The organism is Halomonas sp. KG2 (genome assembly GCA_030440445.1).
Classification (GTDB): domain Bacteria; phylum Pseudomonadota; class Gammaproteobacteria; order Pseudomonadales; family Halomonadaceae; genus Vreelandella.
Genome location: CP098528.1, coordinates 216,772 through 230,720 on the forward strand (window position 1 = coordinate 216,772; position 13,949 = coordinate 230,720).

A 13,949-nucleotide genomic window follows, 5' to 3' on the forward strand; every position below is an offset into this window, starting at 1 on the left:
TAGATCCGCAGCCCCGCCAGTGACACATTGGCGGGGTTTTTTATTAGTTGTTTAATCCCGGCTGATAAAGTGTCCGAAGGGCAAAAGGAGAGCGTCGTGACAACGTCGTTAAAAGGTATCCTATGCATGTGCTTAGGGGTTCTGTTCTTAGCGCTTGGTGATGCGGTATCGAAGTGGCTAGGCGAAGTCCATTCGCCGCTACAGATTATTTTCTTTCGTACGCTCGTGTCATTACCGCTCATTGCCCTGTTGGCGCATTTTGCAGGCGGGTTGCGCAAGTTGCATACCAGACGCCCACGTGTACATCTTCTCAGAGGATTGATTTATACCGCCACGATGGTGTTCTTTGTCTGGGGGCTAACCCTGTTGCCACTCGCAGAGGCCACGGCAATCGCTTTTGTGGCGCCCTTGTTTGTAACGTTGCTTTCAGTGCCGTTGCTTGGCGAGCGGATTGATCCACCCGTATTAATAGCGTCGTTAGTTGGCTTTGCCGGCGTGCTGATAGTGGTTCGCCCCGGTGGCGATGCGTTCCAGCTCGGCACGCTAACCCTCTTGGGAGCGGCTTTCTTTTACGCACTGATGATGATCACTGCACGGCGCTATGGTGCTCGGGAGCACCTGTGGGCGATGGTGTTCTACATGACGTTAGTGCCTTTTATCATCACGGCTCTGAGTTTGCCCTGGGTTTGGCAAACCCCAGAGCCCTGGCACTGGCTTGGCTTTTTGGTCTCGGGTGTTTTGGGTATTGGCGCGACCGCGTTTATTACCCTGGCATTCCGCTTTGCCCCTGCCGCGATTGCCGCTCCGTTTGATTACACGGCGATGCTGTGGGCGGTGCTGCTCGGCTGGTGGTTCTGGGGAGAACTGCCCGATTTGTGGGTATGGGTGGGCAGTGTGCTGATTATGGGCAGCGGTTTAGCGATTGCATACCATGACCGCCGCACGACGCTGAAACCCCGACCAACAGCTTAAGCAAATTGATAAACATCCATCGCTAGTACGCCATGTTCAACGCTGTGGTGTAACTGAGTTGCATCACCACCTGCCCCCATGGCCACCAGCAAGGGCTGGAAGTGTTCAGGGGTTGGGTGGTTCTCCAGCGCTTTTGGAGCACGCTCCCAGTGAAGTAATGCCTGGCGATCATTGGCTTCAATATGTTCGCTCACCCACTGGGCAAACTCATCTACCCAGGCGGGAGTGGGGCTGCCCTGGGGAAGCGTTTCATATAAGTTATGGGTTAGGCTGCCCGAGCCAATAATCAGAACCCCTTCTTTTCGCAATGCCGATAGGTGCTCGCCGAGCGTGACTAACGCGTCATTTTCCCAACGCACAGGTAGCGACAGGGAAACGACCGGTACATTGGCCTCTGGAAACATCAGTGAAAGTGGTACCCAAGCGCCGTGGTCAAGGCCGCGCTCTACGCGTTCGGCACCCAATAACAGCGCAATTTGTTCAGCCAATTCAGGGTTGCCAGGAGCCGGATACTGGCACTCGAAAAGAGCTTGTGGAAACCCGCCAAAATCATGAATTGTCTCTGGTTGTGCGCTAGTGCTGACCTTGAGTGTGAGACTCTCCCAGTGGGCTGATACGACGACCACCGCGCGAGGGGAGAGGCGCTTCCCCAGCTCACGTAGGAAAGCGTGGGCCGGGGTTTTATTCAGCGCCAGCATGGGGGAGCCATGGGAAATAAACAGGCTGGGTAGCATTTTAGTACCTCCGTTAGCCTATAGCGGGCTAATAATGCCCGCACAAGCCGAAGTCAATGCGGGCAGAGTGGTTAGGCGAATTTGCGGCTGACAACAGCGCTACCGCCACCTAGACCAGCCTGTACCACCAGAGCAATCGTCCAGAAAATAGGGAATTCCCAGCCACCACCCGGGTTCGAGAACAGCCAGCCATTACCCAGGTGTACCGAGGCTGCACCTAGCAGCACGGGCACAAGAGCAAGGCTTACCCAACGAGTATAGATGCCCAGTAAAAGTGCTAGGCCACCACCTACTTCAGCAGCAATGGTTAAGTAAGCGAGAACACCCGGTAAGCCCAGGGATTCAAAGTAGCTGACAGTGCCTGGCAGGGTGAAGACAAACACCTTAAGCAAGCCGTGAGCTAAGACCATCACGCCCAGACTGATACGTAGCAAGGCGGTGGCATGGAGGGCGAGTGGTGAAGTATTGGTAGTGGTCATAGCGGTCTCTCTTAGTCGCGAGCATCACGTTGGATGCGATAGTGCTACTTTACAGATGATAACCACTGAGATAATCCACCGTTACTGCACTTCACTGTTGCGATAAAGGCGACAATCCGAGCTCGATTTCCCATGCCGGTGGGTCACCCCACGCCGCCGCCAATAACTCAATAAAGCGCTCTACTTTGGCAGGTAAATAGCGTCGGGCTGGGTAAAGCGCATGGATGTCTAGCAAAGCCGGCGGTAAGTTCTGCAAGATCGGCACTAGGCGCCCGTTCGCAATGCTATCAGTGACTAAAAAGCTGGGCTGTTGCGCTATCCCTAAGCCTGCTTCAGCTGCATGCGTCAGCATATCGCCATTATTACTCTCTAAGGGACCAGAAATACTCAGTAACTGATGACCAATCCGCCAATCGCCACTGTTTTGGCCGCTTCGGTAGCGAAGGCAGCGGTGAGATGCCAAATCTTCACTAGTCAGCGGCGTGCCATACTGGGCGAGATAATCAGGTGATGCGCAAAACAGCATCCGGCACTGGGTGAGTCGTCGTGCCACTAAGCTAGAGTCAGGCAGGTTGCCAATACGAATGGCGACATCGTAGCCTTCTTCCAGCAAATCAACGCGACGGTCGTTTAGATCCAAGCGCACCTCAAGCCCCGGGTGCGTTTGCATAAACTGTGCAACCAGCGGTGAAAGATAGCGTGTGCCGAAGCTCATCGGGCCATTAATGCGCAACTGCCCGCTCACCGTACTGATGCCACTGCCGATTTCTGCCGCTGCCTCGTCCAAAGCGATCAAAATGCTTTGCGCGCGAACGAGATAGCGTTCGCCCGCTTCCGTGAGGTGCAGCCGCCGAGTGGTGCGCTGAATAAGCCGAGCGCCTAATGCCTCTTCAAGTGCCATCACTTGGCGAGATACCCGCGTGCGGGAAAGGTCTAGCGCCTCGGCCGCGCGGGTATAGCTACCCAGCTCAGCGACCTTTACAAACGCCGCGATATGGTCGAGCTGGGTCATTGCGTGTGGAATGCCTGAGCAGCCAGGCGGGGGTCTGGCTGGCCACAAATAGCAGAAATAACCGCAACACCGTTTGCCCCAGCGGCTTTCACTTGAGCAATGTGTTCAGCTTTTAGCCCGCCAATCGCGACGCTGGGAAGTTGGCAAGCACTGGCAAGTTGTGCCAGCCCATCAAAGCCAATGGGCTGGGCGTGGTCTTGTTTACTGCCAGTAGCAAACACGGGCCCTAAACCGACGTAATTGAGCAATTCGACGGGGGCCTCCTGAAGTTGGGCTGGGGTGTTAATTGAAAGCCCGATAATGGCGTGCTGGCCGAGTGTGTTTCGTGCTGCTTGAACAGCCGTGTCGCTTTGCCCGACATGTAAGCCATCCGCTTGGCTGGCGAGTGCCACGTTCAGGCGATCATTAATGATCAGAGGGACGCCACTACCAGCCAACATCGCTTTGAGACGTTTGGCCTGGGCGATCATGTGCTCGTCACTAGCGTGTTTATCGCGTAGCTGCACCATGGTAATGCCGCCCTGCACAGCAGCTTCAACCGTTTTTTCCAGGCCCATGCCAGCGCATAGACCCGCATCGGTGACTAAATAGAGTGAAAGATCAAACGGCATGCACCGCCTCCCATTGAGCAAGGGTCGAAAGGTCGTCAGGGGATAACTGATACAGCGCATCCAATAGCGCCACCTGGAAACTGCCAGGGCCTTGAGCCTGCTCGCCTGCACGGCTTCCAGCGATGCTGAAACACGCCAAGGCAGCCAAGCTGGCTTCCAGCGGCTGCGCGCGGTTTGCGGCTACAAAGCTTGCCACCAGCGCACTCAATCCGCAGCCTAAGGTAGTCACGCGGGGCATTAGTGCGTGCCCACCTTTAAGCCGATAATGGACAGTGCCGTCGGTAATGAAATCGCTCTCGCCAGTCACCGTCACCACGCAGCGATGTTGCTGAGCTAGCGCAATGGCAGCGGTTGTGGCTTCTTGGGTGCTAGCAGTCGCATCGACCCCACGCCCTTGGCTGGCTAATCCGTTAAGTGCTTGGATTTCTGAGGCATTGCCACGAATAACGCTAGGCTGATAAGCCAGCAGCGTCTCGCAAACACGCTGGCGAAATGTGGTAGCACCAACCGCCACAGGGTCAAGCACCCACGGAATATGGTTTTCATGAGCAGTGCGCGCAGCGGCTGCCATGGCATCAGCCCAAGGGGAAGAGAGGGTGCCAATATTAATCGATAGCGCGCCAGACATAGCCGTGAACTCCGCCACTTCTTCCTGAGCATGCAGCATGGCGGGAGACGCACCTGTCGCCAATAGCAAGTTAGCGGTGCTATTCATCGCCACATAGTTGGTAATGCAATGTACCAGCGGTGTGGCAGCGCGCAGATCGCGGAGGTAATCGCCGAGTGGGCGTGAAGGCATAATATCCTCCCGGCTGGGAGGTGATGCAGCTGCACCACGACTCCCTACGCCGGTGTTATCCGGTTCAGGTTCAAAGGGTGCTTCTCAGCCCGTTAAGCAAGGGCGCCCCTGTCGTGATGGTACTATCCTTGGCTTAGATCAATCTGTAAAGCCTGGGCAGCGCGATGAGCAACTATCAACGAAACGAGATGCGTGTTCCGTAGGTGAGCATCTCATCAGGCGTTATCGCTTTACCCTCAACACCAATCATTTCATCGCCACACTGGTCGGCAAACGTAAGCACTCCATGAGTGAGGCCCAGCTGTCCAAGGGTGTCGCGAATTTCACCGGTGCCCAAAAACGTGCTGACATGACCCTCAGCATTGGTTAGATCAGAAACACCGTTCGCGTGATGGAAGCGAACCTTATAGATACCATCCATTGACTCAACTTCCACAATCGGTGAAAAGCCATTGTGTATGGCGCGGGCTAACTGCTTTAGCGTTATGTGGTCACCGAGGGTCATATCAATCGCGGTCATGGAAAACTCCTGTGGACGCCTCAAAGGTGGGGCATCGCTTATGTTGCGGGAACTGCTTTTTGTAAAGTTTATGAATAATAAGTGTAGGGTTTTTGTTTAGTATTGCCAGTGCGCTTAATGTGACACTGCGTTAGTGAATCCTACATGCTTGTAAGGGCTGGTATTATGGCTCTTAAGCCCTCATGGTAAGCGGTAAGTGAGGCTCAATGGATTCAATGATCAGCATTAGCGACAGGAGAGCAAAATGAGTTTTCAAGGCGAACAACATTCCGGCGTCGCGCCCGCAGCGCCGCAAACCCAAGGGTTTCGCTTAAATCACACCATGCTGCGGGTGAAGGATCCCGAACGCGCGCTAGCGTTCTACTCCAAGGTATTTGGAATGCAGGTGCTACGCCGATTGGATTTCGAAGAGATGCAGTTTTCGCTCTACTTCCTAGCCAATATAGAAAGCAGCGATAACGTGCCAGAAGATACTCAAGCACGCACTGCCTGGACCTTCAGTCAGAAAGGCTTGCTGGAATTGACGCATAACTGGGGCACAGAAGATCAGCAGGATTTTGCCTATCACGACGGTAACGCTGAACCTCAAGGGTTTGGTCATATCTGCTTTAGTGTGCCTGACTTAGAAGCTGCTCAAGTATGGTTTGATGAGCATGAGGTGACGTTCATCAAGCGTGCGGACCAGGGCAAGATGAAAGACGTTATCTTTGTCAAAGATGCAGATGGCTACTGGATCGAAGTGATTCAGGCAGACCGCATGGCAGCCATGGGCGACTAATATGGCCCACTTGCTGTTTCGGCTGCGCCACGTGACCGATGAAGAGGCGTTGGAAGTACGCCAGTTGCTAGATGAACAGGGCTTTGATGTCTATGAAACCCAGGCGGGCTTTTTTCGCCTGGGTGTCGATGCCATTTGGCTGCGTAACACTGCTCAGCGCGAGGCCGCTGAAGCGGCATTGGCGGCGTATCAGGAAAAGCGTCAAGCAAAAGCACGGCGAGAGCACGAAGAAGCGGTTGCCAGTGGCAGTGCACCAACGCTATGGCGGCGCTTTCTTGCCCACCCCGTGCAAGTCGTACTGGTAATCGTCGCCGTGGTGCTGATCGCCCTATTAACGCTGCTGCCGTTTATTGGCTTAGTAGGCTAGATTTGTAAACAGTTTTGTAGATTAGCTGGGTAGCTTAACAGTGGCTAAGTGCCCGCGTTTTAGATAAAGCTGCACGCCTTCATTACCCGCGCGTAACTGAGGTGCCGCACCTACTGGGTAGCGGCACCAACTGCCGGTGGCATATTCCTGCCCATCACAGAGCAGAGAGCCTTCCAGCACAAACAGCTCTAAACCACCGGCAAGCGCTGGATAAGACACCTGTGTATCGGCTTCCCAGCGCTCTAGGCTGACTCGCTCTGGGCCATACTGTTTTGAACTATAGGTGTGCAGCATTTTGTAAGTAATACCTGGCCGTCGGTCGGGCTGCCAGGGGAGCCTGTGGGCAGGCACGGCCAGCTGCAAAATATCGTTTTCATCAAACTGGTGTAGCTTTACCAGAATAAGTGCGCCTTCTTCGCCTATTTGCGGGGTATGACCAGTGCCAATCGGGTTGCGTAAGTAGCTGCCTGCCGGGTAACGGCCATGCTCATCGGCAAAGACGCCTTCCAGCACTAAAATTTCTTCACCACCACCGTGAGTATGACGATTGAACTGGCTGTTGGGCGCGTAGCGTACCAGGCTGGTGGCTCTGGCGACTTCGTCGCCAATGCGGTCTAGCATCATGCGCTCTACACCAGCGCTGGGGGAGTCCACCCAACGGTACTGATCCGGCGTGACACTGGCAAAGTGGCTAAAATCGGCGTTTAGGCGCATGGTATTGGCTCTTTGCAGGGATGAAAATTCGCAGCAGTAGTGCAAGTCTCCCCATCCCTGGGACAAAATGCAACGCAAAAAATACCGCCCAAAGGCGGTATTGTTTAGGGCGCTTCGGCTAGGGTTGTCAGGACATGGTGTGCGGCTTGAATACGCGCCTGATTTGGGTAGTTCCGGTTTGCCAGCAGAACAATACCTAACTGCTGGCTGGGCACAAAGGCCACATAAGCGCCGAAGCCGTTGGTTGCCCCGGTCTTGTTGAAGAGCGCTTCCTGCCTGGGCGGCAATGGAGGGCTCAAAGGGTTGGCAGGGTTAGCTTCCAATACCACCTCAAGCGAGTTGCCCTCCAGCAGCGAGTCGAGTGCCACCGGGTAGGCATAGCTTTCCCAGCCCAGTCCTTGGGTCATATTGCCGACCTCAAAGTACCCCATGCGCGTGGTGGCCAAGGCTTGGCTTAGTGGCTCATTCAGCCCAACGCCACTCATATTGGCTTCCACCAGCGTTAGTACGTCTGCGGCAGTTGATTTCAATCCGTAGGCCTGGGCATCCAGCATGCCTGGGTTCACCCGAATGGGCTCATCCTGTTTAGAGTAACCGTAGGCATAGTGCGCCTGCTGTGCTTCGGGCACCTGAAAGTAACTATGCTCAAGCCTTAGCGGGGCGAGCAGCGCCTCCTTCATCGCCATCTCGAAGGGCTGGCCCAGGCTTTGTGCGGCGAGATAACCGAACAGGCCCAGGCTTGGGTTGGAGTAGAGCCGGTGGCTGCCTGGGGCGAATTCCGGCTGCCATTGGCGATAGTAGTCGATCATTGCCTCTTCGCTTTGAACCGACTCAGGGAACTGCAGCGGAAGCCCTCCTGCGGTATAGGTGCCGAGTTCCAGCAGGCTGATCTCATCGAAGGCGCTGCCTTCAAGTTCCGGCAGGTAGCGGCTGGCCGGGTCGGAAAGCGAGAGGGCGCCGCTAGCCTGGGCATAGCCAGCGAGCGCAGCCGTAAAAACCTTGCTGACAGAGCCGAGTTCGAAGAGCGTCTCATCGGTGACCGGAATCCCCGCCTCTTGGTTGGCGAGGCCATAATTAAAGTAGTGCTGTTGGCCGTTAATGCTTAGCGCGACCGCCATTCCCGGGATGCGATGCTCGTCCATCAACGGCGCGATAGTATCGTTCACCAGAGCCTCAATGCTTGCGTTGTCCGGTTTTTCAAGCGCCCAAGCTGAGCTGCCAAATAGCAGAGAAGTAGCCATGAAAAGGTGGGTTTTTGCTGCTAACATCTTACGCATACCAAAATCCTGTTGTGATTAATGCCGAGAGAAGGTGGGAAGTTATTTCCCGACGCAAAGCCCGTGACGGCGGTTAACTTACGACGCGCTGCGGCAATTCACAAACAGCGATATTTTGTATAAGCCATTAGAAAAATTTGGGGGTAAAGGTGGTGCGTCCCTACTTGCCGCTGAAGGCGCTGCGTGCCTTTGAGGCATCGGCTAGACATTTGAACTTTACGCGTGCCGCAGAAGAGCTGTGTGTGACCCAGGCTGCTGTCAGCCATCAGGTTAAGCTGCTTGAAAATCAGCTGCAGGTGCCGCTGTTCATACGCTTGCCACGAGGGCTTATGCTGACCCAAGAGGGAGAACTGCTGCTGCCAGTGCTTGAAAGCTCGTTCGACCAGATGGCGCATACCCTGGATCGGCTTGGTGAGAGCAGCTATCGGGAAGTACTAAACGTTGGTGTGGTAGGTACCTTTGCCGTCGGCTGGTTGCTGCCAAGGCTAGAAGATTTTCAGAAAAAATACCCCTTCGTCGATTTGCGGCTTTCTACTCATAACAATCGCGCGGATATTGCTGGCGAAGGGCTGGATTTTGCGATCCGCTTTGGAACGGGCGCTTGGCATGGAACCGCAGCGCAGCCACTGCTGCCAGCGTCGCTATCGGTCATGTGCACTCCTGCTATCGCTGCGCGACTCACTACCCCCGCCGATGTATTAGGCGAGACTTGGCTGCGCTCTTATCGCGCCGATGAGTGGACAGAGTGGCTATTGGCAGCAGGGTTGCCAGGCAGCTTTCCGATGACCAACAGCATTGTGTTTGACTCTTCTATCGCCATGGTGGAAGCAGCCCTGCAAGGGGCCGGCGTGGCGCTGGCGCCTCCGCTGATGTTCCCTCGCCAGTTGAACAGCGGTGCACTGGTACAGCCATTCGACACCGCTGTTAGCCTGGGCGGTTATTGGCTGGCTCGCCTGCAAACACGCCCCGAAACCCACGCCATGGCGTCCTTCCGAGAGTGGCTGCTCACGGCCATTAATGCCTGAACCGCGCTATTGACGTTAATGGCTAGTGGCTATGACCATGATCGTCGTGGTCGTGGTCGTGGTCGTGGTCGTGGTCGTGGTCGTGGTCGTGGTCTTCGTGACCCGGCTCAGCCAATGCTAAGTGCAGCACGTCCGCGTTATGGCGCATCATGCCTAAGTAAGTGTTGGCTTCACCCTCGCTCGCCAGCGCATCGGCATACAGTGTGCCAGCAATCGGCAGGCCAGTTTCTTCGGCAAGCTGATTAATGATTGCTTGGTTGGTCATGTTCTCGTGGAACAGCGCCTGCACGTTTTCCTGTTCGATGACATCCACCAGCGCGGCCATGCTGGCGCCGCTGGGGTCAGCCTCGGTAGACAGGCCAACAGGGGAAAGAAAGTTCACCCCATAAGCATGTGAGAAATAACCAAACGAATCATGGCCGGTAATCACGCTGGCGGAAGCGGGAATATCGCTCAGCAAATCACGAATCTCACGATCAGCCTCGTCTATTACCGCTAAATAGCGCTCAGCATTCGCTTGATAACTTTCAGCATTGGCGCTGTCTGCTTCGATTAAGCCATCGCGAATATTGGTAACGTAGACCTTTGCCTGCTGTAGATCCTGCCATGCGTGAGGATCGTCATCACCATGGTCATGTTCACTGTGATCGTGCTCGTCGTGCCCGTGGCCATGATCGTCATGGCCGTGTTCTTCATGATCGTGTTTGGCAAAAGCGCGGGGTTGAATACCGTTGGTTGCGGTGACCAGGGCACCGGTATAGTCGCTCGACTCAATCAAACGCTCCATCCAGCCCTCAAACAGCAGTCCGTTAAAGACCACCACATCGGCGCTGGCTAACGCGCGGGCGTCGCCGGGGCTTGGCGAATAAACATGGGCATCGCCATCAGGGCCGACGAGCGACGTCACGTCAACGTGCTCGCCACCCACGTTTTCAACCATGTCGGCCAAGATAGAGAAGCTGGTCACTACCTGAACACGGTCGTTAGCCATTGCCGCAGGCAATGCCAGCATGGCCGAAACACCCACCCACCAGCGCGATGAAGAGAAAAGCGACATACAAGGCTCCTTCAAAAATAACAAAGAGTTATGACGACTGTTCAAGCGCCAGCGGCGTTGTCTTACGCCGCAGCTTAGCGGCTAAGCTGTGATAGCGGCCGAACAGTGCCGACAGTAGATAGCCCACCCCAGCCAGCAAAATAATGCTCGGCCCTGACGGGGTATCAAGATGAAACGAAATCAACAACCCGCCGGTACTGGCGATCATGGCCAATACCACGGCAATACCTATCAAGCCTTCCAGCCGCTTACTCCAAAACCGCGCCGCAGTGGCAGGCAGCATCATTAAGCCCACCGCCATTAACGTGCCCAAGGTTTGGAAACCCGCGGTTAAATTAAGCACCAATAGCCCTAAAAAAACGCTATGTACCCAGCTGCTACGGCGGCTTTGCCCGCGTAAAAACAGCGGGTCTAAACACTCCACGACCAACGCGCGGAAAATGATCGCCAAAATAACCACAATCAGCGTGCTGATAGAGGCAATGAGCAGTAGCGCTGTGGAGTTAATCGCCAAAATTGAGCCGAACAGCACATGGGTTAAATCCACGCTGCTGCCACCCATGGAAATGAGCAATACCCCGGCTGCCAGCGAGATGATAAAAAAGCTCGCCATGGCGGCGTCTTCCCGCTGGCCGCCCATTTTCGACACGGCACCGGCAAGTAACGCCACCATCACGCCGAACAGAACGCCCCCGGCGCTCATCACCGGTAGAGAGAACCCCGCGAGTAAAAAGCCCAGCGCCACCCCAGGCAAAATAGCGTGCGCCATCGCATCGCCAATCAGACTCATGCCCCGTAGCACCAAAAACACGCCCAGCGGAGGAGCAGCAAGCGAAAGTGCCAAGCCACCCACGACTGCACGCCGCATAAAGCCATAATCGAAAGGCGCAACAAACCATGCATCAAGCAGTGCCAGCATGACGACCTCCCAAAGCAAACGGCACGACCTTGGCCGATGCATGCTGGTGGTTAAGCGCGCTAGGCGCGACCCAACGACCATGGCCACCATTTAGCATCAATACTTCATCGGCTAGGCAGCTCAGATGATCCATATCGTGCAGCACAATAATGATGGTCACGCCTTCATCGGCCATTTGGCGCAAAATACGGATCAAAATATCCACCGTATCGCTATCCACGTTGGCAAACGGCTCATCCAGTAACAAAAGCTCCGCTTCCTGCATCAACGTACGGCCAATCAGCGCCCGCTGGCGCTGGCCACCGGAAAGCTCTCCCAAAGGGCGGTGGGCCAAATGAGAAATGCCCAAGCGCGCCATGATGTCGCGACCCTTGCGATAATGCGCCGCACAGTAGCCTTTCAACGCCCCGTGGCTTGGCCAACTGCCAGTCATCACCAACTCTTCCACGCTCATCGGAAAGGTAAGGTCCAGCGCCAGTTGCTGTGGTAACCAGGCGCGGCGTGCTTTATCAACGGTGCAAATCACTTTGCCGCTAATAGGCCGCAGTTCACCCATAATCGCCTGGATCAACGTGCTTTTGCCCGCCCCGTTAGCGCCGATAAGCGCCGTAATAGCACCGGGTTTTATGTCGCCATCGACATGCTCAAGTACCGTGCGCCCGCCTTGGGCAAGGTGCAAGTCATGCAGTTGCAGGCGTGAAAGTGAACGCTCACTCATAGCGGCCACCCACTTGCCCACAAAACTAAACCCCATAAACCCAGCAGCGGCAGTGCCACTAGACCCAACCGCTTCGCAGCAGATAACGACATCAGCGAAAAATGACAAGGACCTTCCTTGTTATGGCGATGCATATGCTCACTCATTGAGTGTCCTCGCTACCAATAAATAAGTTATAACATAACAATTGATAAAGCCAAAAAAGAGCTCGATATTTTACGCGCTCCTGGTGTGCTGACAAACCTGTTGTACTGACAATATTAAATCGTGCCTCTTATATGGCCGTGGCGTGCGGCGACCATTACGCGGCTAATAGCGCCAAGCAGCAACAACTTGCTGGGATGAGACAAGCAGGGCGTACTCACCGTTCAAAGTAACAAGCCCAACCGCGAACGAGCAGCTTGAAAACGGTTAATCGCGCTAGAGGCTGGTTGGGTTGCGTCCCAATCTACAGCTTATTGTAAGCCGACCAGTCAGCAGACGTTAGGCCTGGGTTTGGTAGACAGCGTGAGCAGCACCAGCGCAGAAGCCGCCAACACACGAAATATCGGCATAACGAATCACCCCAAATACAAAAAGTAACGCGAAGCGTAGCACGTTGCGCCTAAGGCGCTAGCGTGTAATCGGTGTGGGCTAAGTATGACTAAGGTCAATAGCGAGGTTTGGTAAAGAATGGCTAGATGGAGTTCTTTTTCAATAAGACGGCCAAGTACATGTTAAACGTCTTCAGCATTTACCTGGAAACCGAATTAGAGTTATATCTGACAATACGCTGTATCCCAGCTACGAAATGGACGAAACAGATAACTTCCAAATTTGAGCTCGTTTTTTAGGGCGCTGGGCATTTGGGAGGATGTAGCAAACCAACTAAAAAGGCAGGGAACATGGAGATAGCACAAAAAATCGCAACACTGGCGAGCCGTGCCAGAGAGCAGCTTGACCACATCGTCAATGAAGAAGCGACGAAAAATGCGATGGTCATGCCATTTATACAAAGCTTAGGGTATGACGTTTTCAATCCAACCGAGGTACTGCCTGAATTTACGGCTGACGTTGGCTTGAAGAAAGGCGAGAAGGTCGACTACGCCATCAAAAATGATGGTGTGCTTTCAATCCTCATCGAATGTAAACCCCGTACGACAGACCTTGCAGATGCACAATTCAGCCAGCTCTACCGCTATTTCAATTGCACGGAAGCAGAGTTTGCGATTTTAACCAATGGCATTGAGTACCGCTTTTACTCAGACCTTGATGACACAAACAAGCTAGATAACAGACCATTTTTTACCTTTCGTCTGACTGACTATAACGAAAGGGATATCGAAGAACTGAAGAAATTTGCTAAGCCTGTTTTTAACGTCGATACCATTCTTAGTACCGCAAATCGGCTGAAATACACCAATCTTGCGATGACTTCATTCAGCAAGATGCTTAAAGAACCGCCCCGCGAATTCATCAAATTCATCGCTCAAGATTTCTTTGATGGACGGATGACTCAGCAAGTTCTTGATGAATTCACACCGATCATCCGCGACGCAATGGCTCAACATATCAAAGAGCAGATTTCTCTAAGACTTAAACAGGCATTAGCTACGACAAGTGGCGATGAGTCAGGTGCTGTTAACTTACAGTCCATTCAGATGGACTCCGAAGAACCTTCTCAAAATACAGATGATGAGATAGTCACGACTCAGGAGGAGATCGATGGTTACAACATGGTTCGGGCTATCGTTGCCAGCGAAGTAGCTCCTGAAAGGGTTTTCATGCGAGATGCAAAGTCATATTGCGCCGTGTTGCTTGATGACAACAATCGTAAGCCGATCTGTCGCCTTCACTTCAATTCCAGAATCTTTAAAAGAATTGAAATTCGCCAAGATAATGGGTCAGTTAAGCACGATCTAAATGCACTGACTGATATCTTCAATCACAGAGACGCTCTGATAGCCGTTGTAAAAGGCTACGAATGA

The 13,949-nt window shown here is 54.0% G+C and carries 16 protein-coding genes and 1 riboswitch; of the genes, 5 read left to right on the top strand and 11 right to left on the bottom strand.

Annotation, left to right across the window (positions count from 1 at the left end; genetic code table 11):
• Window positions 1-96: 96 nt before the first annotated feature.
• Window positions 97-972: a DMT family transporter gene (locus tag NDQ72_01040; GenBank protein WKD28561.1), complete on the top strand. Its 876-nt coding sequence runs from the start codon at window positions 97-99 to the stop codon at window positions 970-972.
• Here NDQ72_01040 and NDQ72_01045 read toward each other — a convergent pair.
• The 6 genes from NDQ72_01045 to NDQ72_01070 all read right to left on the bottom strand — a co-directional run bounded on the left by NDQ72_01045 (window position 969) and on the right by NDQ72_01070 (window position 5,127).
• Window positions 969-1,706, bottom strand: coding sequence for a dioxygenase (locus NDQ72_01045; protein WKD28562.1), 738 nt, complete (start codon window positions 1,704-1,706; stop codon window positions 969-971). The two genes, NDQ72_01040 and NDQ72_01045, sit on opposite strands and share 4 nt — an antisense overlap.
• A gap of 71 nt (window positions 1,707-1,777) precedes the next feature.
• Window positions 1,778-2,185, bottom strand: coding sequence for a DoxX family protein (locus NDQ72_01050; protein WKD28563.1), 408 nt, complete (start codon window positions 2,183-2,185; stop codon window positions 1,778-1,780).
• A gap of 91 nt (window positions 2,186-2,276) precedes the next feature.
• Complete coding sequence (locus NDQ72_01055; protein WKD28564.1) at window positions 2,277-3,197, bottom strand: LysR substrate-binding domain-containing protein; 921 nt, start codon at window positions 3,195-3,197, stop codon at window positions 2,277-2,279.
• Window positions 3,194-3,808, bottom strand: a complete 615-nt coding sequence (thiE, locus tag NDQ72_01060) for a thiamine phosphate synthase (GenBank protein ID WKD28565.1) — start codon at window positions 3,806-3,808, stop codon at window positions 3,194-3,196. The genes NDQ72_01055 and thiE overlap by 4 nt, the downstream gene beginning before the upstream one ends.
• Entirely contained in the window at window positions 3,798-4,607 is an 810-nt protein-coding gene (thiM, locus tag NDQ72_01065) for a hydroxyethylthiazole kinase (GenBank protein WKD28566.1), read from the bottom strand. Before thiM ends, thiE begins: the two co-directional genes overlap by 11 nt.
• Window positions 4,608-4,631: 24 nt before the next feature.
• Window positions 4,632-4,727, bottom strand: a riboswitch (TPP riboswitch).
• Between the two features lie 55 nt (window positions 4,728-4,782).
• Entirely contained in the window at window positions 4,783-5,127 is a 345-nt protein-coding gene (locus NDQ72_01070; protein ID WKD28567.1) for a hypothetical protein, read from the bottom strand.
• 244 nt (window positions 5,128-5,371) lie between these two features.
• Between NDQ72_01070 and gloA the strand changes: the two genes are divergently transcribed.
• Both gloA and NDQ72_01080 read left to right on the top strand, forming a co-directional pair.
• On the top strand, window positions 5,372-5,905 hold the full coding sequence (gene gloA / locus NDQ72_01075) for a lactoylglutathione lyase (GenBank protein WKD28568.1): 534 nt from the start codon (window positions 5,372-5,374) through the stop codon (window positions 5,903-5,905).
• 1 nt (window position 5,906) lies between these two features.
• Window positions 5,907-6,272 (top strand): DUF6164 family protein, encoded by a 366-nt coding sequence (locus NDQ72_01080; GenBank protein WKD28569.1) that lies wholly within the window; start codon window positions 5,907-5,909, stop codon window positions 6,270-6,272.
• A gap of 21 nt (window positions 6,273-6,293) precedes the next feature.
• Here the strand turns inward: NDQ72_01080 and NDQ72_01085 are convergent, their stop codons facing one another.
• Window positions 6,294-6,986, bottom strand: coding sequence for a cupin domain-containing protein (locus NDQ72_01085; GenBank protein WKD28570.1), 693 nt, complete (start codon window positions 6,984-6,986; stop codon window positions 6,294-6,296).
• Window positions 6,987-7,090: 104 nt separating this feature from the next.
• On the bottom strand, window positions 7,091-8,263 hold the full coding sequence (locus NDQ72_01090; protein WKD28571.1) for a beta-lactamase: 1,173 nt from the start codon (window positions 8,261-8,263) through the stop codon (window positions 7,091-7,093).
• Window positions 8,264-8,412: 149 nt separating this feature from the next.
• On the opposite strand from NDQ72_01090, the gene NDQ72_01095 reads away from it, so the two are divergent.
• Window positions 8,413-9,288 (top strand): LysR family transcriptional regulator, encoded by an 876-nt coding sequence (locus NDQ72_01095; GenBank protein ID WKD28572.1) that lies wholly within the window; start codon window positions 8,413-8,415, stop codon window positions 9,286-9,288.
• A 22-nt stretch (window positions 9,289-9,310) separates the two neighbouring features.
• Here the strand turns inward: NDQ72_01095 and NDQ72_01100 are convergent, their stop codons facing one another.
• From NDQ72_01100 to NDQ72_01110, 3 genes are read right to left on the bottom strand one after another with little or no spacing between them, the layout of a single operon-like run.
• Entirely contained in the window at window positions 9,311-10,345 is a 1,035-nt protein-coding gene (locus tag NDQ72_01100; GenBank protein WKD28573.1) for a zinc ABC transporter substrate-binding protein, read from the bottom strand.
• 28 nt (window positions 10,346-10,373) lie between these two features.
• Window positions 10,374-11,264, bottom strand: a complete 891-nt coding sequence (locus NDQ72_01105; protein ID WKD28574.1) for a metal ABC transporter permease — start codon at window positions 11,262-11,264, stop codon at window positions 10,374-10,376.
• Complete coding sequence (locus NDQ72_01110) at window positions 11,248-11,982, bottom strand: ABC transporter ATP-binding protein (GenBank protein WKD30325.1); 735 nt, start codon at window positions 11,980-11,982, stop codon at window positions 11,248-11,250. Before NDQ72_01110 ends, NDQ72_01105 begins: the two co-directional genes overlap by 17 nt.
• A gap of 884 nt (window positions 11,983-12,866) precedes the next feature.
• Between NDQ72_01110 and NDQ72_01115 the strand changes: the two genes are divergently transcribed.
• Entirely contained in the window at window positions 12,867-13,949 is a 1,083-nt protein-coding gene (locus NDQ72_01115) for a type I restriction enzyme HsdR N-terminal domain-containing protein (GenBank protein ID WKD28575.1), read from the top strand.

What these genes read in the sequence shown, in the direction of transcription:
- NDQ72_01100 (WKD28573.1), bottom strand. Translation starts at nt 10,345, where the DNA reads ATGTCGCTTTTCTCTTCATCGCGCTGGTGGGTGGGTGTTTCGGCCATG.
- NDQ72_01085 (WKD28570.1), bottom strand. Translation starts at nt 6,986, where the DNA reads ATGCGCCTAAACGCCGATTTTAGCCACTTTGCCAGTGTCACGCCGGAT.
- thiE (WKD28565.1), bottom strand. Translation starts at nt 3,808, where the DNA reads ATGCCGTTTGATCTTTCACTCTATTTAGTCACCGATGCGGGTCTATGC.
- NDQ72_01105 (WKD28574.1), bottom strand. Translation starts at nt 11,264, where the DNA reads ATGCTGGCACTGCTTGATGCATGGTTTGTTGCGCCTTTCGATTATGGC.
- NDQ72_01090 (WKD28571.1), bottom strand. Translation starts at nt 8,263, where the DNA reads ATGCGTAAGATGTTAGCAGCAAAAACCCACCTTTTCATGGCTACTTCT.
- thiM (WKD28566.1), bottom strand. Translation starts at nt 4,607, where the DNA reads ATGCCTTCACGCCCACTCGGCGATTACCTCCGCGATCTGCGCGCTGCC.
- NDQ72_01110 (WKD30325.1), bottom strand. Translation starts at nt 11,982, where the DNA reads ATGAGTGAGCGTTCACTTTCACGCCTGCAACTGCATGACTTGCACCTT.
- NDQ72_01055 (WKD28564.1), bottom strand. Translation starts at nt 3,197, where the DNA reads ATGACCCAGCTCGACCATATCGCGGCGTTTGTAAAGGTCGCTGAGCTG.
- NDQ72_01080 (WKD28569.1), top strand. Translation starts at nt 5,907, where the DNA reads ATGGCCCACTTGCTGTTTCGGCTGCGCCACGTGACCGATGAAGAGGCG.
- NDQ72_01070 (WKD28567.1), bottom strand. Translation starts at nt 5,127, where the DNA reads ATGACCGCGATTGATATGACCCTCGGTGACCACATAACGCTAAAGCAG.
- NDQ72_01045 (WKD28562.1), bottom strand. Translation starts at nt 1,706, where the DNA reads ATGCTACCCAGCCTGTTTATTTCCCATGGCTCCCCCATGCTGGCGCTG.
- NDQ72_01115 (WKD28575.1), top strand. Translation starts at nt 12,867, where the DNA reads ATGGAGATAGCACAAAAAATCGCAACACTGGCGAGCCGTGCCAGAGAG.
- gloA (WKD28568.1), top strand. Translation starts at nt 5,372, where the DNA reads ATGAGTTTTCAAGGCGAACAACATTCCGGCGTCGCGCCCGCAGCGCCG.
- NDQ72_01050 (WKD28563.1), bottom strand. Translation starts at nt 2,185, where the DNA reads ATGACCACTACCAATACTTCACCACTCGCCCTCCATGCCACCGCCTTG.